Below are 20,010 nucleotides of genomic sequence, written 5' to 3' on the forward strand. Positions count from 1 at the left end.
TTGTTCCATGTTTTCCAATCCTGACCTCCTGAAGTTCATCTTCGGCCGGTTGACCCTCGACGCGATCCCCTATCACGAGCCGATCCTGGTCGTGACCTTCATCGGCGTCGCTATCGGCGCGATCGCGGTGCTTGGCATCATCACCTATTTCAAGTTCTGGGGTCCGCTCTGGCGCGACTGGATCTGCAGCGTCGATCACAAGAAGATCGGCATCATGTATGTGATCCTGGCCGTCATCATGCTGTTGCGCGGCTTCTCTGACGCCATCCTGATGCGCGTGCAGCAGGCGATCGCCTTCAACGGCAATGAAGGCCCACTGCCGCCGCACCATTATGACCAGATCTTCACCGCCCACGGCGTCATCATGATCTTCTTCGTGGCGATGCCCTTCGTCACCGGCCTCATGAACTTCGTGGTGCCGCTGCAGATCGGCGCGCGCGACGTCTCCTTCCCGTTCCTCAACAACTTTTCGTTCTGGATGACGACGGCGGGCGCAATCATCATCATGCTCTCGCTCTTCATCGGCGAATTCGCCCAGACCGGCTGGCTCGCTTACCCGCCGTTGTCGGGTGCCGACTATAGTCCTGGCGTCGGCGTCGACTATTACATCTGGGGCCTGCAGGTGGCCGGTGTCGGCACGACGCTGTCAGGCATCAACCTGATCGCGACCATCGTGAAGATGCGTGCTCCGGGCATGACCTTCATGAAGATGCCGGTCTTCACCTGGACGGCGCTCTGCACCAACATCCTGATCGTCGCTTCCTTCCCGATCCTGACCGCAACGCTCGCTCTCCTGTCGCTCGACCGCTATGCCGGCACGAACTTCTTCACGAACGACCTCGGCGGCAATCCAATGATGTATGTCAACCTCATCTGGATTTGGGGCCACCCGGAAGTCTACATCCTGGTTCTGCCGGCCTTCGGCATCTTCTCGGAAGTGGTCGCAACCTTCTCCGGCAAGCGCCTCTTCGGCTACGCCTCGATGGTCTATGCCACCTGCGTGATCATGATCCTGTCCTACCTCGTCTGGCTGCACCACTTCTTCACAATGGGTTCGGGCGCTTCCGTCAACTCCTTCTTCGGCATCACCACGATGATCATCTCGATCCCGACGGGGGCAAAGATGTTCAACTGGCTCTTCACTATGTATCGCGGCCGTATTCGCTACGAGGTGCCGATGCTGTGGACAGTCGGCTTCATGGTGACCTTCGTCATCGGCGGTATGACCGGCGTCATGCTTGCCGTCCCGCCGGCCGACTTCGTGCTGCATAACTCGCTATTCCTGATCGCCCACTTTCATAACGTGATCATCGGGGGCGTTCTGTTCGGCATGTTCGCCGGCGTGAACTACTGGTTCCCGAAGGCCTTCGGCTTCAAGCTCGATCCCTTCTGGGGCAAGATGAGCTTCTGGTTCTGGCAGATCGGCTTCTGGTTCGCCTTCATGCCGCTCTACGTGCTTGGTCTGATGGGCGTCACCCGCCGCATGAGCCAGTTCGAGGATCCGTCGCTGCAGATCTGGTTTATCATCGCCGCCTTCGGCGTCGGGCTGATCGCGCTTGGCATCGCGTCCTTCCTGATCCAGATCGTCGTCTCCTTCATGAGGCGCGAAGAGCTGCGCGATGACAGTGGCGATCCGTGGAACGGCCGCACGCTAGAATGGTCGACCTCTTCACCGCCGCCGGATTACAACTTCGCCTTCACGCCGGTCGTGCACGATCACGACAGCTGGTACGACATGAAGAATCGCGGCTACGAGCGTCCGCTCGGCGGCTTCAAACCGATCCACATGCCGAAGAATACCGGCACCGGCGCGATTCTGTCCGCCATCAGCATCGCGCTCGCCTTCGGCTTGATCTGGTACATGTGGTGGCTGGTGGTCGTCTCCGCCGTTGCCATGCTCGTCGTCGCGATTGGCCATACCTTCAACTACAACCGCGACTTCTACATCCCCGCGGATGAAGTCACCGAAACGGAAGGCAAGCGCACGCAGTTGCTTGCCGAACAGGTGTAAGAGACCATGAGCGATCATACTATCGACACGGCCGAAAAGCCTGAATTCTATCTGGCGGAAGACCATCATCCGGAAAACAGCACCAATCTGGGCTTCTGGCTCTATCTGATGAGCGACAGCCTGATATTCTCGGTCCTGTTTGCCACCCATGCCGTGCTCGGCCGCAGCTATGCGGCCGGTCCGTCACCGGCCGATCTCTTCGATTTGCCGCTGGTCGCCATCAACACCTCGATGCTGCTGCTCTCCTCCATCACCTATGGCTTCGCCATGCTGCAGATGGAGCGAAACGCAAAGGCGGAAACGCTGTTCTGGCTGGCCGTGACCGGCCTTTTCGGCGCGGCCTTCCTCGGCCTCGAACTTTACGAGTTCGTGCACCTTATCCACGAGGGCGCCGGTCCGCAGCGCAGCGCCTTCCTGTCGTCTTTCTTCACGCTGGTCGGTACGCACGGTCTGCACGTCACCTTCGGCATCATCTGGCTGATCACGCTGATGGTGCAGGTCTCCATGCATGGCTTACATGAAGCCAACCGCCGCCGTCTGATGTGCCTTTCCATGTTCTGGCACTTCCTCGACGTCGTCTGGATCGGCGTCTTTTCCTTCGTTTACCTGATGGGAGTTCTCGGATGAGTTCGCAAGCACCCGCACATGAGGATGCCCACGAGGCTCACCACGGCCACAGCCATGGGCACCAGGCCGGTCACGGCAGTTTCAAGAGCTACGTGACGGGCTTCATTCTCTCCGTAATCCTGACTGCCATCCCCTTCTGGCTGGTCATGGGAGAGGTCTTCGAAAATCATGTCGTGACCGCCATCTTCGTGATGGTGCTCGGCGCCGTGCAGATCGTCGTTCACATGATCTTCTTCCTGCACATGAACACGAAGTCGGAAGGCGGCTGGACGATCATGGCGCTGATCTTCACGATCATCATCGTCGCCATCGCTCTCTCGGGTTCGCTCTGGGTCATGTATCATCTGAATGCGAACATGATGCCGATGAGCCCTGAAATGATGAAGAACATGCCATAAAGGCAAAGGAACGGGCGGCGGCAACGCCGCCCGTTGCGGTTTACCAATGACCGATATCTCTTCCGACCAACAGGACAGGCCGCGTTCGGCCGTAACCCTTGCGATCCTTGGGCTCGGCCTTCTGGCTCTCGTTGCCGCCTTGATCGCGCTCGGCACCTGGCAAGTCTATCGACTCTCCTGGAAACTCGACCTCATCGCTCGCGTCGATGCGCGCGTCCACGCCGAACCAGTCGCCCCGCCAACTCGCACCGACTGGGGTAAGGTCAACGCCGCCGATGACGAATACCGGCGAGTGACGGCTACAGGCACTTTCGAAAACGACAAGGAAACGCTGGTCACGGCATCGACAGCGCTCGGCGCCGGCTATTGGGTGCTGACGCCGTTCAGGCTCGCGGACGGCAGCGCGATATCAATCAATCGCGGCTTCGTGCCGACCGACCGTCGCGACCCGGCCTTACGATCGCAAAGCCAGATCACCGGGCCGACAACCGTCACTGGGCTGATGCGCATGACCGAGCCGAAGGGCATCTTGCTGCGCTCCAACGATCCGGCTGCCGACCGCTGGTATTCGCGCGATGTCGCAGCCATCGCCGAAAAGCGTGGTATTGCGGACGTTGCCCCCTTCTTCATCGACGCTGACGCGACACCCAATGCCGGCGGCTTACCCGTCGGAGGGCTGACGGTCCTCGACTTTCCGAACAACCACCTTGTCTATGCGATCACCTGGTATGTGCTGGCGATCATGGTGGCGGGGCTGCTCGTCTATATCGTGCGGAACGAAGTCAGGCTTCGCAGGATCTCTTAACGAGAGATCTATTGGGCAATGCGGCCGATCGCCTCTGCAAGCTGCGCCTGTGAGAAGGGTTTACCGAGGCGCGGTATATCGATAATGCCGGAACCCTCGGGAATCTCGGCAAAGCCAGTCGCAAGGATGATCGGCATCTTCGGCCACTCTCTGCGGATTGCGAGGGCAAGCTGCGAGCCTGTCATGCGCGGCATTGCATGATCGGAGATAACGAGATCGACGTTTTCGTTGCGAAGGATATCGAGCGCGTCGGCGCCGGCCGTCGCCTCGATCACCGTGTGGCCGAGATCCTGCAGCATCAGCGCGGTGTTCATCAGGACCAGCCCGTCATCATCGACGGCAAGAATGCGTAACGGCCGTGAGTTATTTGCGGCTTCGGGCACGCATTGTTCAGGCTCTTCAACAATGTTTTCGGCTCCTGTAACAGGAAACCAGAGCTCAGCTGTCGTGCCTTCACCGAGCCGACTTTTCAGCACGAGCCTGCCGCCGGACTGACCGGCGAGCCCCTGCACCATGGAAAGGCCGAGACCCGTACCCTTGCCGACGCCCTTGGTCGTGAAGAACGGGGTCACCGCCCGTTTCAGCGTCTCTTCGTCCATGCCTTCGCCCTCATCGGCAACGGCGACGCACACATAATGGCCGGCCGGGATGGTGCCGCCGTCAGGCACGACCTCTTCAGTAGCTTTGATCCTAATAAGCCCGCCGCCAGCCATGGCATCGCGGGCATTAACGACGAGGTTGAGCACTGCCGTCTCGAGCTGGTTCGGATCGGTGGCGATCGCCGGCAGGCTCTCGGGAAATTCGGTTTCAAGCGAGGCAGTCGGGCCGAGGGAGCGCGAGACCATATCCATCATGCCACGCAAGAGCTCGGAAACATCGATCGTCTCCACCTGCAACTCCTGGCGGCGGGAAAAGGCAAGCATGCGCTGGGTCAGTGCCGCACCGCGCTGTGCGCCGAGCATGGCGTTGTCGACAAGCGGCGACAATACAGGGTCCTGCGGCATGCGCTTCTTGAGGATTTCGAGGCTGCCTAGCACCGCCATTAGTAGATTGTTGAAGTCGTGCGCGATACCGCCGGTCAATTGGCCGATCGCTTCCATCTTCTGCGCCTGGAAGAGTTCCTCGCGGGCCCGCTCCAGCGCACGCTGCGTTTCCAGCTTCTCAGTGATGTCGCGGGTAATTTTTGCAAAGCCGATAATCTCGCCGAAATCGTCCCTGATCGCGTCGATCACGATACTGGCCCAGAAGCGGGAACCGTCCTTGCGCTGGCGCCAGCCTTCCTTTTCGAACCGCCCATCGCGGCTGGCGGTGGCCAGTGCCTGCTGAGGCAATCCGTTAAGGCGATCCTCATCTGTGTAGAAAGTGGAAAAGTGTCGGCCGATGATCTCTTCCGACCTATAACCCTTGATGCGTTCGGCACCGGAATTCCAGCTCGTAACGTTGCCTTCGGGGTCGAGCATGTAGATCGCATAATCGGAGACGCCCTGAACGAGAAGGCGAAACTGCTCTTCGCTGCGCTTCAATGCGTTCTCTGTCGCCTTGCGCTCCGTCAGGTCACGGGTGATTTTGGCAAAGCCGATCAGCTCGCCCGAGGAATGGCGGATCGGATCGATGATGACATGTGCCCAGAAGCGCGTACCATCCTTGCGCTGCCGCCAGCCCTCGCCCTCGAAGCGTCCCTCTTTCGTGGCAATCGCCAGCGCGCGGGCCGGCAGGCCGGCTTCCCGATCGGCATCAAGATAAAATCGGGAAAAATGCTGGCCGAGGATTTCGGAAGCGCGATACCCTTTGAAACGCTGGGCGCCGGAATTCCAGCTCGTCACATAACCTTCGGGGCTCAGCATGTAGATCGCATAGTCGGTGATTGCATCGACGAGCACCCGAAAACGCCCCTCGTTCTGAAGAGACGTATCATATCGATCCACCGCTTCCATCTGCCCCTCTAAACGCTTTACCAGCGCACTATAACGCCGGCTTGGGCCGATGGTTCCAGCTGAAACGACGAATTCCCTCAGACGGCCTGGCTCTGCGGATAGAAGCGTTCCGCAATTCGCTCTGACGCCGAATAGGCCTGCGTGACGATCTCAGGCACGAGATCGATGTCCGGCAGGCTGCCGAGGCCGAGCGGGCCGACCGCAAAAAGCCCGTCAATCGACAAGCCGTCGTCCAGGAACGTTTCGCCGCGGGCATTGACCGCCAGTCCAAGCGCAAGCTCGTCAGGCATGGCGAGACGCGCCGCGAGCAAGCTCTGAATCAGAGGAGCGGAAAGATCAGGCGCATGGCAGCGGCAATCGATGATGCGCTCGGCATGGATGACCTCCTCGCTCGACGAACCGGCCGGCGTGAAGAACAGGCCGCTGAGACCTCGACGCCCTGCGCTGCCGCGCCTGAGCACCGTGCGGCCTTCGGCAAGCTCCCGCTTGAGGCGCAGATGCATGGTCTCCGGCAGGCGGTTGCGGTGACTGTCATAGATCGCCCGCAGATGCCGGTTGAACTGACGCTTCTCGCTCGCCGGCAACGATCGCCAGAGCGAACGCGCGTGTCTGCGAAGGCCGTTCATGACCGACTGCCAGCTTCGCCCCTCCTCTTCCGCCTCGCGGCAGGCCTGGCGGATGAAGCTGACAATGTCAGGCAGGCTTTGCGGTAGCGCCTCAGCGGGGAAGACCGGATCGGCGGAATTCGGCGTATGGCTCTGCGGCAGGAAACCGTGCCGTGAAATGATCGTTACCTGCCCGGTATAACCGGCGTCGCGAAGCTGCAGCAGCTGGTCCACGACGCGAATGCCGCTACCGAGCAGCACCGTGTGCGGCCGGGCGACGAGGCGCTGCGCCCTGACCGGTGAAACCTCCTGCTCCGCGGCCTCGGGTCGAGGCAGGCCGTAGCCTGTCGCGAGGATCACGGTATCGAAAAGCGGATTAGACGGATTGGCGCTTTCAAGCAGGAATCGGCTGCCATGGCTCCTGCGGATCGCCACGACCGGATCATGGCAAACCTGGACGGTGATGTCCCGGCGGGCAGCGAGCGCTTCGGAAAAACGCTGGTAGACGTAGTCGCTGAAGATTTCCCTGGGTACGAAGATCTGCCGGAAACCGGGGATTGCGGCTGGCACGGCGGCGCGGAATTCGGCGTTGCTACAGAGCCAGTCGTTGAAATCGTCGGGATCGCCGAGCGAAACGGAGAGATCACGCACCCGCGTATTAAGGATGGTCGAGGAGCTTGCTGACGCCAACGCCTGGCCGCCGTTGACCGTAGAGTTCGGATCGAAAAGCTGGAGGTGAAACGGCGTGCGCACAGTGCGCATCAGCGCCACCGCCATCATCATGCCGGAAAACCCGCGGCCGACGATCGCAATGCGTGGCACGGCGGAAATCTGGGCCGCCACATTCGCCTTGCCGGAAAAAAGTCCCTGAACCGTCATCTCAACTCCCTTGCGGCTCATCCGCATGTGTCTCGATCAAGGTTTCAACGCAGAACATTTGAAGCCCTGCGTTGGGCAGGTTCATGCGGCCATGCAAAACGTTCGCCGCTAAATCGGGTTCCATTCGGAACCATTGCAGGCCGGAGAAGACACTCTCAGTCCACCCCATAGTCTATTAAACTAGTCGTGTATGAAAGCGCGAAAAGCGCATGGTGGCAAGAAGTTTATTTTACCACCTGCCCAACACCCTGATCCAAAATGGAAAATGAGTCCCGGCCTATAAGAGGATTTCGGCGGTGAAGGAAAAACGCACCGTTTCGCCCGGAGCAAGCACCTTTGTATAGGGGCGACCCTCCAGATCGTCCGGGCCGCCATTTTCCGCGGCCGTTCCGTGCCAGGGCTCGATGCAGAGAAAGGGAGCGCCGGGCTTGGTCCAGAGCGCCAGATTGGGCAGGTTCTCGAAGCTGAAATGCATGGACGGGCCGCCTTCGGCCTTATAATGCAAGCCGGGGCCCGCGCCTTCCGGAAAGATCATCGCATCCTGCTCGAACATAGAATGGTCGAGCACCAGGCTGCCGGACCTGAAGGGCGAAGCAAGTTTCTTCGGCGAGATCAGACCGCCTTCGAGCCTGACAAGTGCCGGCTCAGCGCCATTGTCCAGCGTGACTGTATGCGGCTTGTTCTCAGCACCCGGCAGCGGCCAGCGGAAAGCAGTATGAAAGCCGATACCGAAAGGCATCGGCCGGCTGTCGCGGTTGGTGACTTCGGCAGCAACGGTCAGAGCTCGGCCTTCGACGCTATGGATGACGGCCAGCAGGAAATCGAAGGGATAGACCGCCTTCGTCACCTCTGAAGCGACAAGCTCGTAGCGGCAGCTCCCTTCGGACGAGGATACCAGCGCAAATTCACTGCGACGGGCAAAGCCGTGCTGGGCCATCGGCGCGCTGCGACCGCCAACCTTTAGAATGTCGTTCGGTGCCTTGCCAACCATCGGAAACAAGATCGGCGAACGGCCTGTCCAAAAGGCGGCATCGCCGTTCCAGACCCAGGAGCGGCCGTCGCTTGATGTCAGCGCCTGCATTTCGGCGCCGAGCGAGGAAACGTCGACAGTGAGAAACTGATTTGCGATCCGGACCGTGGATGACATCGAACGCCCTCTTCGTGCTGGTTGGCGAGCGGACCATACATGCGCGGCACAGGGATTTCCACTGGCGATGCGCCGCTCCGAGACTTTCGTTTTCCGGCAGAAAAATGCGCCTGCCGCGTGCAGTCGGCAGGCCATAACGGTAGCGTTACCGTCCAATGCGAGGAAGGCTCACGTAAAAATAACCGACTGGTGAATTCTTTACTTGAACCCCCTGTCGGAATCGGCAAATGTGGGTGCGCTATCAATCCCTTCATGGATTTGCCTTCTTTCCGGGCCACTTGGTCCGAGCACACATCTATTGGAAAAAATACCGTGAGCAGCGATGCGTCTATACGCGCGACGAAGCCTTCGGCTTCGATGGCGCTTGCAACCGCGGCAGGGTGGGGCAAGGGCCTCTACACACTGTTCCGCATCACCGTCATGGCCTTCCGCCATCCTTGGCAAGCCGGCCTCGCCATCGGCGCTACGCTGATAGCCTCGACCTTCCAGCTCTTGATTCCCCGCCTGCTCGGCCAGGCGGTGGATCATACGCAGGTGGCGCTTCATGGCGGCACGCTCGGGCAGCAGGCGCAGGACGCGCTTTTGACAACGGCGCTGCTTCTGCTCGGCRCAAGCGTGCTGCGCGGCATCTTCACGATGGTCCAGAACTATTACAGTGAATCCGTCGGCCACCACATGGGCTACGAGCTTCGCCTCGCCTGCTACGAAAAGATCCAGCGCCTCTCCTTCTCCTTCCATGACAGCGTGCATTCGGGCGACCTGATCACCGTCGGCCTTCTCGATCTGGAAGGCGTACGCATGTATTTTTCGACCGCGCTCGTGCGCGTCTTTCTGCTTTCCATGCTGATCGGCATCGGCGCCTATATGCTTCTGACCACGGATGTCGTGCTCGGTCTGCTGGCGCTCTCCTTCGTGCCTTTCGTCGGTTGGCGCTCTTCCGTCACGCAGCTTCGCCTGCGCGCCACCTGGCTCGACCTGCAGCAGCGGCTGTCGGTGCTGACGCGTATCATGGAGGAAAACCTTGGTGGCATCCGCGTGGTCCGCGCCTTCGCTGCGCAGGAGCACGAGCTTTCGAAATTCGAAGCGGCCTCCAAGAATGCGCTGGAGCTTGCCCATCAGCGCGTCGGCATCCGCGTCATCAACACCAGCGCCATGACCTTCTCCTTCTTTGCGGCCATGGGTCTGGTCTTGTGGGTCGGCGGCACCAAGGTGCATTCCGGCGAGATCACCGTCGGCACACTCGCCTCGTTCCTCACCTTCATGACCATCCTGCAGATGCCGGTGCGCCAGCTCGGCCTGATGGTCAACGCCTTTGCCCGCGCTTCGACCTGCGGCACGCGCCTCTTCGAGCTGCTGGATCTGGAAATCGCTGTTCGCGATGCCTCCGATGCCAAGGAGCTAAAGGTCACCGATGGCACGCTGCGCTTCGAGAATGTCAGCTTCGCCTATCCGAGTTCGCCGATGCATGAGGTTATGCATGAGGTGAGCTTCGAGGCAAAGCGTGGCGAGACGATCGGCATCGTCGGGCCGCCCGGCAGCGGCAAGTCGACGCTCGCGCACTTGATCCCCCGCTTCTATGACGCAACCGGCGGCAAGATCACCATCGACGACCAGGATATCCGTAAGGCGACGTTGCAGTCGCTGCGCCGCTCCGTGGCCGTCGTGCAGCAGGATTCCTTCCTCTTCACTACGACGATCGAGAACAACATCGCCTATGGCGATCCCTGGGCAAAGGAAGGCCGCATCGAGCGCGCCAGCGAAAGCGCGCAGCTCCACAACTATGTGCTCGGCCTGCCGACCGGCTACGACACCGTCGTCGGCGAACGCGGCGTCTCACTTTCCGGCGGCCAGCGCCAGAGGCTTTCGATCGCCCGCGCCCTGATGCTCAAGCCCGCCGTGATGGTGTTCGACGATTCGACCGCAGCAATCGACGCGGCGACGGAGCAGCGCATCCGCAGCGCCATGCGCCGCTACGCTGCCGACCGTGTGACGATCATTGTCGCGCACCGCCTGAGCTCGCTGATGCATGCCGACAGAATCTTCTTCATCGAGGATGGCCGCATCGTCGAACAGGGCACGCATGACGAGTTGTTGACGTTCGGCGGACGATACAAGGCACTTTACGATTTGCAGGTGCGACCGGGCGACGACGCTTTGAGCGCGTAAGAAACCGGCGCAGGAGGAAACAGCATGGCCGAGGAACTGGAAACCGAGCGTCCGGACGTTCGCGAGGATGGCAGACGCCCGCCGAGGGCGGTTGTCGGATCGCAGCGCGTCGAAGAGGAAATCTTCGGCAAGGTCTTCGATACCAACATCGTCAAGCGCATCTGGGCCTTCGTGCATCCCTATCGACGCGATGTCATCCTGTCGGTGATTTCGGTGCTGGTCTTCACCTCTATGCAGCTGCTCATTCCGCTCATCATTCGCTATGCCATTGATCACGGCATGCAGCCGGACGACAGCAACTCGGCGCTAATAGGTGCGATCGTCGCCTTCCTCATCGCCATTCTCATCAACTACGCAGCCAGCTACTGGCAGGAAATGCTGGTCGGCGGCGTGGCCGAAAACGTGCTCTTCGATATGCGCAAGGCGATGTTCTCGCATCTGCAGCGCGTTTCGCTTTCCTTCATGGACAAGACCGAGGTCGGCCGGCTGATGTCGCGCCTGCAGGGCGACGTCAATTCGATGCAGGAATTCCTGGAAACCTGCGTTCTCTCTGTCGGCGATATTTTCCTGCTTTTCGGCATCGTCTTCGTGATGCTCTATCTCGACTTCAAGCTCGGCCTGCTGACGCTTTCCGCGCTGCCGGTGCTCTTCGTCGTGCGCCTGTTCTGGCTGCCGCTGGCCCGTAAATCCTTCATGGCCGCGCATGAGACGAATTCGGTGGCGAACGGAGCACTTGCCGAAGCGATCCACGGCGTTCGCGCCGTCCAGAGCATGGACCGGCAGGACGTCAATTTCCAGCTTTACGACGACAAGGCGCATGCCAACCTGCTGACGCATCTGACCGCAGCGCGTTACGCCCAGGTCATGGTGCCGATCGTCGATTCCTTGACGGGTATCGCCATGGCGCTCGTCATCGTCGTAGGCGGTTCGCGTGTGCTCAATCAGGCGCTCGACGTCGGCGTACTTGTCGCCTTCCTTTTCTACATCCAGCGTTTTTTCGATCCTATCCGCTCGCTAACGCTGCAATATTCGGTCATGCAGCGCGCCATGGCCTCCGGCCAGCGTCTGACCGACGTTCTCGATGTGCCGATCGACATCAAGGACGCTCCTGACGCGAAAGTATTGTCGCCTGATATGGACGGCTCCGTCGAATTCCGCGACGTGGTCTTCGGCTACAATCCCAAACATCCGGTGCTCAAGCATGTGAGCTTCAGGGTCAATCCCGGCGAGACGGTCGCCCTTGTCGGCCCGACGGGGTCCGGCAAGTCGAGCTGCATGTCGTTGATCCATCGCTTCTACGAGGTGCAGCAGGGGCAGGTTGTGGTCGGCGGCCATGACGTTCGCGACCTGACACAGGATTCGCTCGGCCAGCAGATCGCCATGGTGCTGCAGGAGCCCTTCCTCTTCACCGGCACGGTGTTTGAAAACATCCGCTACCACAAGGCGGAAGCTACGCGCGAGCAGGTGATCGAGGCCGCCAAGGCCGTCGGCGCGCATGACTTCATCATGCGCCTGCCCTTGGGCTATGACAGCATGCTCGGCGAGCGCGGCGGCAATCTTTCGCTCGGCCAGCGCCAGCTTCTCTCCTTTGCCCGCGCGCTGGTGGCGGACGCCAAGATCCTCGTGCTCGACGAGGCGACGGCCAATATCGACAGTTATACCGAAATGCTGATCCAGAGGGCATTGGTAAAGCTGCTCGAAAACCGCACCGGCCTCGTCATCGCCCACCGCCTGGCAACGATCCGCGAAGCCGATCGCATCATCGTGCTGCAGAATGGCGAAATCGTCGAAAGCGGCAATCACCAGCAGCTCATGAAAAACGGCAAGCTTTACTCGAAGCTCTATAACCTCAACTACGCTTCCTTCGACGATATTCCCGAGGATGTGCTGGAAGAGACGGTGACGGAATCGGCAACCTGATGCCCACAGTTGCGATTACGCGTTTGACTCGGTGGAATTCGCCCTGAGGATTTCAGTGCAAAACATAAATTGAGGCCCGACGCACCGTTTCTTGGCGGGCTTGCCTCAAAAGGTGCAAGATTTGAACGAACAAACGCGGCCGTGGAGCATTTTATGTTCTATAGGGGCGATTTGCGACTAAGGAGAATGTTATGAAGAGAATTATTAGCAGTCTGTTGATTGCGACGGCCCTTGTGGGCTCGGCTATTCAGCCTGCTGCGGCGCGCGATCATCATCACCACGACAATACCGGCCGTGCCATTGCCGGCGGCCTTGCCGCAGGTGTCGTTGGCGGCCTGATTGGTGGCGCGATAGTCAATAGCGGTCCTCGCTATGTCGACGGCCCTCGCTATTACGATGCAGGCCCACCGCCGCCGAGATGCTGGTACGAGGACCGTGACGTTCGCAACCGTTACGACGGCGGCTATCATACCGAAACCGTTCGGGTCTGCGACTAGCGGCTTCGCGACAACCAATACCGTACCGCATTGAAGCGGCGTTGACCTGATCCTTGGTCATCGCCGCTGCCTTTCGCCCCCGGCCGGGATTGCGGTTGTAATCTCGGCCACGCTCCCCAGAAATTGACGAAAGCTGTCGGCGACATCAGTTGTGACCCGTCCGCCCAGGCGGAAAAATCCTCCATCTGTCATGCGTCTGCAAAGAACCGCCGTTAGTTGTCGGCCCGGGCAATTGCACGGCTGTGCTACATGATTGCACCTGTGCAACGGGCAGAGAAATGGACCGGGACGGATTCCTGAAACGGCAAAACATGGCCAGCCCCTCCGGCGCGGACCAATGTCAACTTGCTGCCATCGCTTCTCTATACATGTGCTGGCGGAGACTGCCAGATCACATCACCCGTCCTTCTGCGGCTCGTCCAGCACCAGTTTTCAATGCTGATGCCGGGCGGTTTTGGGAGGCAGATGTTTTGTCGCGCGGGGCATTGAGGGAAAACCGATGAGGGATGGTCCTGTGAATGACGGCAAGACGCCGAAGAAGGAACGAATGCGCTTCGTGAGCGCCGAACAGGTGGCGCAGCTTGCCGGCGTTTCCCGCTCGGCCGTATCGCGCACCTTTACGCCGGGCGCAAGCGTTGCGCCCGCGACGCGCGAGAAGGTGCTGCGTGCGGCCCAGGAGCTCGGCTACCACGTCAACGATCTTGCGCGCGGCGTGCTGGCCAATCAGAGCCGCCTCGTCGGCATCGTCGCCACGAAACCGGAAATCGGCTTCCGCGCCCATCTTGCCGCCGCTCTTGCCAAATTCCTGATCCAGCGCGGCAGCATTCCAATCCTCATCAACACCGGCCAGACCGAGGACGAACTGCTGGCCGCCCAGAAGATGCTGATCGGCCACCGCGCCGAGGCAATCATCATCCTTTCGGGCTCGCCGCCTGCCAGCTTCTTCGAACTTGCCCAGCGCAATGGCCAGCCGCTCGTCGTCATCGGCCGTTCCGAACCGGATGCAGACCATGTGCGCGCCGGCAATTCGGAAGCCTCCCGCAAGGCGGCGACGGTGTTCTTCGAGGCCGGACGGCGCCGGCTGGCGGTTGCCGGTTCCAACACCGGTACGCCGAGCATTATCGAGCGCGAGAGCGCCTTTCTGTCGACGGCGGAAGGGCTCGGCGCTGAGGTCTTCGTCGGCCGTGGCGCGGATTCCGACTATGAGGGCGGCATCGCTGCGGGGCGGGCGCTGTTTTCGAATTCTGTACGCCCCGACGCCGTCTATTGCGCCAACGACCAGATCGCCTTCGGCCTGATGGATTATGTGCGGCAGGAGGTGAAGTTGCGGATTCCGGAGGATGTTGCCATCATTGGTTTCGACGACGTTCCCGAAGCGTCCTGGCTCAGCTATCAGCTGACCACCTTCCGCCAGGACCCGCTCATCATGGCGATGCGCGCCGTCGAACTGATGGAGCGACGCCTTGGAAATCCGGACTTGCCGCCGGGCTATGAACGCGTCATCCCAGAGCTCGTCATCCGCCAGAGCTTCAGACCCTGATTCCCTACCGAAAGATTCTTATGCATTGCGAATTTCCTGATGATGCCCGCTTCGTACTTGCCAAGGACGTGATCCTCGATGCGGCGGGAAAGGCGCTCTCCTACTTCTCCGATCTTTCGTCACTGGAAACCGGCCATAAACTGAACGGCCAGGATGTGGTGAGCCAGGCCGACAAGGCCGTGGAGGCGATGATCCGCGACCGCATCACCGCCGCCTTTCCCGATGATGGCGTGCTCGGGGAGGAGGAAGGACTGGCGGAAGGTCCCTCGGGCTACCTCTGGGTCGTCGACCCCATCGACGGTACGAGCTGCTTCGTGCACGGCATCGATCAGTGGTGCATCTCGATCGCCGTCATGAAAGGCGACGAGACCGTGCTTGGCCTCATCTGCCAGCCGACATCGGGCGATCTTTTCGTGGCGAGGAAAGGCGAAGGTGCCTTTCTGAACGGCAAGGCGATCAGCGTCGACAAGGCCACCAGCATCGGCACCGGGCTTCTCGGTGTCGGCGCCAATTTCCGCGTTCCGCTGAAGCAGGTGTCGATCCTCATCCACCTGCTGCTGGAGGCGGGCGGCATGTTCATCCGCAACGGCTCCGGTGCGCTCATGCTGGCGCAGGTCGCCTGCGGCCGGCTCGCTGGCTATTATGAACCGCATATCAACGCCTGGGACTGCATGGCCGGGCTCTTGATGATCCGTGAAGCCGGCGGCTGGACCGAAGCCTTCCCCGGCAAGGGCACACTTTTGACCGGCGGCCCGGTCATCGCCGCAGCGCCTGGGGTAAGAGACGATCTCCTGACGCTTGTCAGCCGCTCTCTGCAGGATGAATTGACCTAAACCTACTAGGTTGTTCGCCCAGCCTCGCTGATCGCGGATGAACTTGATGCGATCTTCTCCGTCAGATCGACGAAATTGCGGATGAGGGCAAGCCGCGCATCGGCGCGGTGGGCGACGTATAACGGCAGGGGCGGTAGTTCGCCGGGCAATAGCGGCCGATAGACCACAGACTCCCGATGAAGCACGCGCATGGACGCCGGCACCACCGTCAGGCCACGGCCGCCGGCCACCAGATTGATGGCGGCGATGATTCGAGAGACCTCATCGACGATCCGCGGTGCAACGCCGGCAGTCTGGAAGGTTTCCATCAGCCGTTCGAATATTCCAGGCCCGTCCGTGCGCCGGTAGACGACCATATCGACACCGTGGAGCATATCGAGCGTCAGCGGTTCATCTTCCGCCTCTGCATAGGGGTGGCTGCGCGGGACTGCGACAAGCATGTCCTCTTCGGACAGGGCCCGTGCCGTCAGTTCCGGAAAGCGCTTCGCGTCGATGTGCAACAGCGCGACATCGACCCGCTGTTGCTGAAGGGCCAGAATGAGCTCGTAGGTCTCGCTCTCCTCGACCACGATCTCGGCGAGCGGAAAGGCCCGGCGAAACCGCTGGAGGAACTGGGGCGCAAGCACGTGCAGAGAGGCCGAGCTTGTAAAGCCGACCGACAGCCGGCCGCTTTCGCCCTGGCTGAAGCGTCGTACATTGTCGACCGCCAATTGCGACCTTCTCAGAATATCGCGTGCCTCTTCAAGGAACAGCTCGCCCGAACTGTTGAGTGCGACCCTGCGCGGAGACCGGTCGAACAATTGGACGCCAAGCTCATATTCGAGATCCCGGATCTGCTGGCCGAGGGGAGGTTGTTGGATATGCAGGCGCTCGGCAGCGCGATTGAGGCTCCCCTCCTCGGCGACGGCCACGAAATATCTGAGATGCCTGAGTTCCATTGGATAACCTAGAACTTTCTGAGTTTAAGTGTTGAACAATATAAATATTTTACATGCCGATGTCACGCCTCTAGGCTCTTCCCAACTTGACCGAGACACGGAGGAGACGACATGGCCAAGAGCAAACCGAAGATCGCAATCATTGGCGCCGGCATGGGCGGACTTGCCGCTGCGGCGACACTGCGCAAGGTCGGTATCGACGTCCAGGTTTACGAGCAGGCGCCGAAATTCGCGCGCGTCGGCGCCGGCATCCAGATGCTGCCCAATTCGTCACATGTGCTGCGCGGCATCGGCGTGCTCGATCGCCTCAAGAAGATTGCCTTCGAACCCTATTCCCATCTTAACCGCGTCTGGGACACCGGCGAGATCAAGCGCGAGCTGCCGATGCCGGAGAGCCTCTACGGTGCGCCGTTCCTCTGCATGCATCGTGCCGATCTGCATGAAGCGCTTTACTCGGTGCTTCCGCCTGAGATCGTCCATCTCGGCAAGAAGCTCGTCGGCCTCGATCAGAAGAACGGCGGCGTCAGCCTTTCCTTCGCCGACGGCACCAAGGTGGAAGCCGATGCGGTCATTGCCGCTGATGGCGTTCACTCGCTGGTGCGCGAGATCATCGTCGGCCCGGATGCGCCGCTGCACAAGGGACGTATCGCCTATCGCGCAGTCTTCGATGCCAGCCTGATGAACGGGGGCAAGATTGCGCCTTCAAGAACGAAATGGTGGGGCGTCGACCGGCACATCGTGATCTATTACACGGCCGCAGATCGCAGCTCGCTGTATTTCGTCACCAGCGTTCCCGAGTCGGCCGACTGGATGACGGCCGAATCCTGGTCGGCAAAGGGTGACGTCAAGGAGTTGAGAGCTGCCTATGCGGGCTTCCATCCGGAAGTGCAGATGGTACTCAACGCCTGCCCGGATTGCCACAAGTGGGCAATTCTCGAACGCGAACCGCTGCCGCGCTGGAGCGATGGCCGCGTTGCACTTCTCGGAGACGCCTGCCATCCAATGACGCCCTACATGGCGCAGGGTGCGGCAACCTCGATCGAGGACGCCGCCGTGCTGGCGCGTTGCCTTGATGCTGTCGACAATGACGACATCGAAGGTGCCTTCCGCCGCTACGAGGCCAACCGCAAGCCGCGTACGTCTCGCATTCAGGCCATCTCCAGCGCCAACACATGGATGTCGGGCGGCAACGAGGATACGACATGGCTCTACGGCTATGACGCCTGGAACGTGCCGCTTGTCGGCGAAAACGAACTGGCCATGGCCGGCTGATCGGAACAGCGCAATGTTGCAGCAAGAAACCAGCATGATGGACGGTCACTACGAGTTCGTGACCGTCTCGGATGAGGCAACTATCGCCTTTCGGCGATACGGCACGCCGGGAAAGCCACGCCTGCTGCTGATCCATTCGCTCGCTCTTGACGGCAGCATCTGGACGGATGTCGTCTCCGGACTGAAGGCGCAGGCCGAGATAATCTGCATCGACTGCCGCGGGCATGGCTGGAGCAGCCGCGCGCCCCATTCCCAAGCAATCGAACGCTACGCCGATGACGTCGGCGAGGTGCTGGACAAGGTCGGCTGGGACAAGGTGGTCGTTGCGGGCTGTTCCATGGGCGGCTGCATCGCGCAGGCTTTTGCCGCCTGCCACCCGAAACGGGTGGCGGCAATGACCCTTATCGATACGACGGCCTGGTATGGGGAAAAGGCACCGCAGGAATGGCGAGCACGGGCTCAGAAAGCGCGGGCCGAGGGCCTCGCCTCGATGGCCGCCTTCCAGGCAACCCGCTGGTTCGGCGACCGCTTCAGGGCGGAGAATCCGCGCAAGATCCAGGAGATGATGGAGATCTTCGTCCGCAACGATCTCGATGCCTATGAAGCGACCTGCATCATGCTCGGCGATGCCGATCTCCGCAGTGCGCTTTCCGGTTTTCATTTCCCGGTCTCCGTCATTGTCGGCGAAGAAGACTATGCGACCCCGGTCGAGAGTGCGCGCCAGCTTGCAAAGGCAATCCCCGGAGCATCCCTGACGATCCTGCCGGGCGCCCGGCACCTGACGCCAATTGAATGCAGCGATGTCATCGCAGAGGCGATCGCCAAGATGATTGAAGCTGCCGCCCACTAGGGCGAAGCTGGCGGCAGGGGGCGCCGCCGGCGTGTTGAACCGTGCTGATCTGGGAGGATGATATGCACGATAACAATAGCATACTGGTTGCCGGCCCGGTTGCAGGCGAGGTCTCGCACGACGACCCGCAGCAGACACGATTGGCTGGCCGCGCCGCGGTTTTGACTGCACGCTTCGAAGCGATCCCCTTTACGCCCTGGCACCGCCGCGCGCGTATCATCATGGGTAGCGCTACATTCCTCGATGCCTTCGATGCTCTTTCGCTGGCCTTTGTTCTGCCGATCCTGATCAAGCTCTGGGCGCTGACGCCAGCTCAGATCGGCTGGATGATTGCGGCAAGCTATATCGGCCAGCTCGTCGGCGCCCTCCTCTTCAGCCGCCTTTCGGAGACGCTCGGCCGCGTTCACATGGCCGCATCCGCGACCGCGCTGATGTCGGTCATGAGCCTCGCCTGCATATTGGTCGGCGATTTCCAGATGCTGTTCATTTGCCGACTGATCCAGGGTATCGGGGTCGGCGGCGAAATGCCCGTCGCGGCCACCTATATCAGCGAGCTTTTGCGCGCCAAGGGTCGCGGGCGCAACTTCATGCTCTACGAGCTGATCTTTCCGATCGGCCTGATGGTGACGGGCCAGGTCGGCACATTGATCGTGCCGGCCTTCGGCTGGAAATCACTGTTCCTGCTTGGCGGGATTCCCGGTCTGCTGATTGCCTCTCTGCTCTATCGGCTGCCGGAATCGCCGCGCTGGCTGATCGGCCAGGGCAGGTTGGACGAAGCCGAAAAAGTGATCCGCCAGGCCGAGGAAAGTGCGCGGCGCAAGGATCCCAGCTATTCCTTCGACGATCGCTCCTATAACGAAGCGACGCTGGCGCTCGGCGGTCAAAGCCAGGCCGCTGCACCGCGGACACGCAGCCGCTGGCGGGAACTGTTATCTCCGACCTTCCGTATGCGCACCATCGTCGCCTGGATCCTCTGGGCAAGCTCGTTCTTTGTCGCCAACAGCCTCAACAACTGGATGCCGACGCTCTATCACACCGTCTATTCGCTGGAACTCGGCAGTGCGCTGCGGGCAGCCTCGATGACCAATGTCGCACAGGTCGCCATCCTGCTCGCCTGCGCCTTCTGCATCGACCGTATCGGGCGACGCACCTGGGCCGTCGTCTCCTTCCTCGTCGGTGCCGTTCTCTTGGCCGCACTCGCCGCCGGCGGTGCAAGCAGCCTCTGGTCACTCATTCTGCTGGCTACGCTTGCCTATGGCGTCATCGGCTCCGTCAACGCCGTACTCTACCTCTACACGCCGGAAATCTACCCGACGCGCATTCGCGCGGTCGGGACGGGCCTTGCGACATCATGGCTGCGTATCGCCTCGGCCGTCGGCCCGACGACGGTCGGCTACATGGTCGGCGCACAGGGCATCAAGTCGGTCTTCATCATGTTCGGGATCGTCGCCGTTATCGGCGCGCTTGCCGCAACGCAGATGATCGAGACCGGTGGACGCAAGCTTGAGGAGATTTCCTCCTAACTCATGCCCCGTCCGGCAGCATTCGCGAAAAGAAGCCCCGGTATCTTTGATGCCGGGGCTTCGAC

Annotated in this window: 16 protein-coding genes; 12 read left to right on the forward strand and 4 right to left on the reverse strand. The window is 60.8% G+C overall.

The annotated features are described in order from the left end of the window. Window positions 1-7: 7 nt before the first annotated feature. Genes cyoB through AC1DM5_RS08115 form a run of 4 tightly spaced genes read left to right on the forward strand, consistent with a single transcriptional unit; the run spans window position 8 to window position 3,841 of the window. On the forward strand, window positions 8-2,011 hold the full coding sequence (gene cyoB / locus AC1DM5_RS08100; protein ID WP_477818720.1) for a cytochrome o ubiquinol oxidase subunit I: 2,004 nt from the start codon (window positions 8-10) through the stop codon (window positions 2,009-2,011). Between the two features lie 6 nt (window positions 2,012-2,017). Beyond that, window positions 2,018-2,638 (forward strand): cytochrome o ubiquinol oxidase subunit III, encoded by a 621-nt coding sequence (gene cyoC, locus AC1DM5_RS08105; RefSeq protein ID WP_477974834.1) that lies wholly within the window; start codon window positions 2,018-2,020, stop codon window positions 2,636-2,638. Next, the gene (gene cyoD, locus AC1DM5_RS08110) at window positions 2,635-3,036 is read left to right on the forward strand and encodes a cytochrome o ubiquinol oxidase subunit IV (RefSeq protein WP_113320590.1); all 402 of its coding nucleotides are present in this window, start codon (window positions 2,635-2,637) and stop codon (window positions 3,034-3,036) included. Before cyoC ends, cyoD begins: the two co-directional genes overlap by 4 nt. Window positions 3,037-3,082: 46 nt before the next feature. Then, window positions 3,083-3,841: an SURF1 family protein gene (locus tag AC1DM5_RS08115; protein ID WP_477818722.1), complete on the forward strand. Its 759-nt coding sequence runs from the start codon at window positions 3,083-3,085 to the stop codon at window positions 3,839-3,841. An 8-nt stretch (window positions 3,842-3,849) separates the two neighbouring features. Here AC1DM5_RS08115 and AC1DM5_RS08120 read toward each other — a convergent pair whose 3' ends face one another. The 3 genes from AC1DM5_RS08120 to AC1DM5_RS08130 all read right to left on the reverse strand — a co-directional run bounded on the left by AC1DM5_RS08120 (window position 3,850) and on the right by AC1DM5_RS08130 (window position 8,406). Next, window positions 3,850-5,775 (reverse strand): hybrid sensor histidine kinase/response regulator, encoded by a 1,926-nt coding sequence (locus AC1DM5_RS08120; RefSeq protein WP_477818723.1) that lies wholly within the window; start codon window positions 5,773-5,775, stop codon window positions 3,850-3,852. A 77-nt stretch (window positions 5,776-5,852) separates the two neighbouring features. Further along, window positions 5,853-7,259 (reverse strand): FAD/NAD(P)-binding protein, encoded by a 1,407-nt coding sequence (locus AC1DM5_RS08125; protein WP_477818724.1) that lies wholly within the window; start codon window positions 7,257-7,259, stop codon window positions 5,853-5,855. Between the two features lie 277 nt (window positions 7,260-7,536). Beyond that, the gene (locus AC1DM5_RS08130) at window positions 7,537-8,406 is read right to left on the reverse strand and encodes an aldose 1-epimerase family protein (protein WP_477818725.1); all 870 of its coding nucleotides are present in this window, start codon (window positions 8,404-8,406) and stop codon (window positions 7,537-7,539) included. Window positions 8,407-8,718: 312 nt separating this feature from the next. Between AC1DM5_RS08130 and AC1DM5_RS08135 the strand changes: the two genes are divergently transcribed. From AC1DM5_RS08135 to AC1DM5_RS08155, 5 genes are all read left to right on the forward strand, one after another. Then, window positions 8,719-10,572, forward strand: a complete 1,854-nt coding sequence (locus AC1DM5_RS08135; protein WP_477974836.1) for an ABC transporter ATP-binding protein — start codon at window positions 8,719-8,721, stop codon at window positions 10,570-10,572. A gap of 24 nt (window positions 10,573-10,596) precedes the next feature. Next, the gene (locus tag AC1DM5_RS08140; protein ID WP_477818727.1) at window positions 10,597-12,492 is read left to right on the forward strand and encodes an ABC transporter ATP-binding protein; all 1,896 of its coding nucleotides are present in this window, start codon (window positions 10,597-10,599) and stop codon (window positions 12,490-12,492) included. Between the two features lie 191 nt (window positions 12,493-12,683). Further along, the gene (locus tag AC1DM5_RS08145; RefSeq protein ID WP_477818728.1) at window positions 12,684-12,989 is read left to right on the forward strand and encodes a hypothetical protein; all 306 of its coding nucleotides are present in this window, start codon (window positions 12,684-12,686) and stop codon (window positions 12,987-12,989) included. Window positions 12,990-13,488: 499 nt separating this feature from the next. Then, window positions 13,489-14,529: a LacI family DNA-binding transcriptional regulator gene (locus AC1DM5_RS08150; RefSeq protein ID WP_477818729.1), complete on the forward strand. Its 1,041-nt coding sequence runs from the start codon at window positions 13,489-13,491 to the stop codon at window positions 14,527-14,529. A 20-nt stretch (window positions 14,530-14,549) separates the two neighbouring features. Continuing rightward, window positions 14,550-15,362: an inositol monophosphatase family protein gene (locus AC1DM5_RS08155; protein ID WP_477818730.1), complete on the forward strand. Its 813-nt coding sequence runs from the start codon at window positions 14,550-14,552 to the stop codon at window positions 15,360-15,362. Between the two features lie 5 nt (window positions 15,363-15,367). On the opposite strand, the gene AC1DM5_RS08160 is transcribed toward AC1DM5_RS08155, so the two are convergent. Then, window positions 15,368-16,300, reverse strand: a complete 933-nt coding sequence (locus AC1DM5_RS08160; RefSeq protein ID WP_477818731.1) for a LysR family transcriptional regulator — start codon at window positions 16,298-16,300, stop codon at window positions 15,368-15,370. 111 nt (window positions 16,301-16,411) lie between these two features. On the opposite strand from AC1DM5_RS08160, the gene AC1DM5_RS08165 reads away from it, so the two are divergent. The 3 genes from AC1DM5_RS08165 to AC1DM5_RS08175 all read left to right on the forward strand — a co-directional run bounded on the left by AC1DM5_RS08165 (window position 16,412) and on the right by AC1DM5_RS08175 (window position 19,945). After that, window positions 16,412-17,572, forward strand: coding sequence for an FAD-dependent monooxygenase (locus tag AC1DM5_RS08165; protein ID WP_477818732.1), 1,161 nt, complete (start codon window positions 16,412-16,414; stop codon window positions 17,570-17,572). 13 nt (window positions 17,573-17,585) lie between these two features. Continuing rightward, window positions 17,586-18,422, forward strand: coding sequence for an alpha/beta fold hydrolase (locus tag AC1DM5_RS08170; protein ID WP_477818733.1), 837 nt, complete (start codon window positions 17,586-17,588; stop codon window positions 18,420-18,422). Window positions 18,423-18,484: 62 nt separating this feature from the next. Next, entirely contained in the window at window positions 18,485-19,945 is a 1,461-nt protein-coding gene (locus AC1DM5_RS08175; RefSeq protein ID WP_477818734.1) for an MFS transporter, read from the forward strand. Window positions 19,946-20,010: the final 65 nt, after the last annotated feature.

The sequence above is a fragment of the Rhizobium sp. 01T437 genome, assembly GCF_056398505.1.

What these genes read in the sequence shown, in the direction of transcription:
- cyoB (WP_477818720.1), top strand. Translation starts at nt 8, where the DNA reads ATGTTTTCCAATCCTGACCTCCTGAAGTTCATCTTCGGCCGGTTGACC.
- AC1DM5_RS08150 (WP_477818729.1), top strand. Translation starts at nt 13,489, where the DNA reads ATGAGGGATGGTCCTGTGAATGACGGCAAGACGCCGAAGAAGGAACGA.
- AC1DM5_RS08140 (WP_477818727.1), top strand. Translation starts at nt 10,597, where the DNA reads ATGGCCGAGGAACTGGAAACCGAGCGTCCGGACGTTCGCGAGGATGGC.
- AC1DM5_RS08115 (WP_477818722.1), top strand. Translation starts at nt 3,083, where the DNA reads ATGACCGATATCTCTTCCGACCAACAGGACAGGCCGCGTTCGGCCGTA.
- AC1DM5_RS08175 (WP_477818734.1), top strand. Translation starts at nt 18,485, where the DNA reads ATGCACGATAACAATAGCATACTGGTTGCCGGCCCGGTTGCAGGCGAG.
- AC1DM5_RS08120 (WP_477818723.1), bottom strand. Translation starts at nt 5,775, where the DNA reads ATGGAAGCGGTGGATCGATATGATACGTCTCTTCAGAACGAGGGGCGT.
- AC1DM5_RS08170 (WP_477818733.1), top strand. Translation starts at nt 17,586, where the DNA reads ATGTTGCAGCAAGAAACCAGCATGATGGACGGTCACTACGAGTTCGTG.
- AC1DM5_RS08160 (WP_477818731.1), bottom strand. Translation starts at nt 16,300, where the DNA reads ATGGAACTCAGGCATCTCAGATATTTCGTGGCCGTCGCCGAGGAGGGG.
- cyoC (WP_477974834.1), top strand. Translation starts at nt 2,018, where the DNA reads ATGAGCGATCATACTATCGACACGGCCGAAAAGCCTGAATTCTATCTG.
- AC1DM5_RS08125 (WP_477818724.1), bottom strand. Translation starts at nt 7,259, where the DNA reads ATGACGGTTCAGGGACTTTTTTCCGGCAAGGCGAATGTGGCGGCCCAG.
- AC1DM5_RS08165 (WP_477818732.1), top strand. Translation starts at nt 16,412, where the DNA reads ATGGCCAAGAGCAAACCGAAGATCGCAATCATTGGCGCCGGCATGGGC.
- AC1DM5_RS08145 (WP_477818728.1), top strand. Translation starts at nt 12,684, where the DNA reads ATGAAGAGAATTATTAGCAGTCTGTTGATTGCGACGGCCCTTGTGGGC.
- AC1DM5_RS08155 (WP_477818730.1), top strand. Translation starts at nt 14,550, where the DNA reads ATGCATTGCGAATTTCCTGATGATGCCCGCTTCGTACTTGCCAAGGAC.
- cyoD (WP_113320590.1), top strand. Translation starts at nt 2,635, where the DNA reads ATGAGTTCGCAAGCACCCGCACATGAGGATGCCCACGAGGCTCACCAC.
- AC1DM5_RS08130 (WP_477818725.1), bottom strand. Translation starts at nt 8,406, where the DNA reads ATGTCATCCACGGTCCGGATCGCAAATCAGTTTCTCACTGTCGACGTT.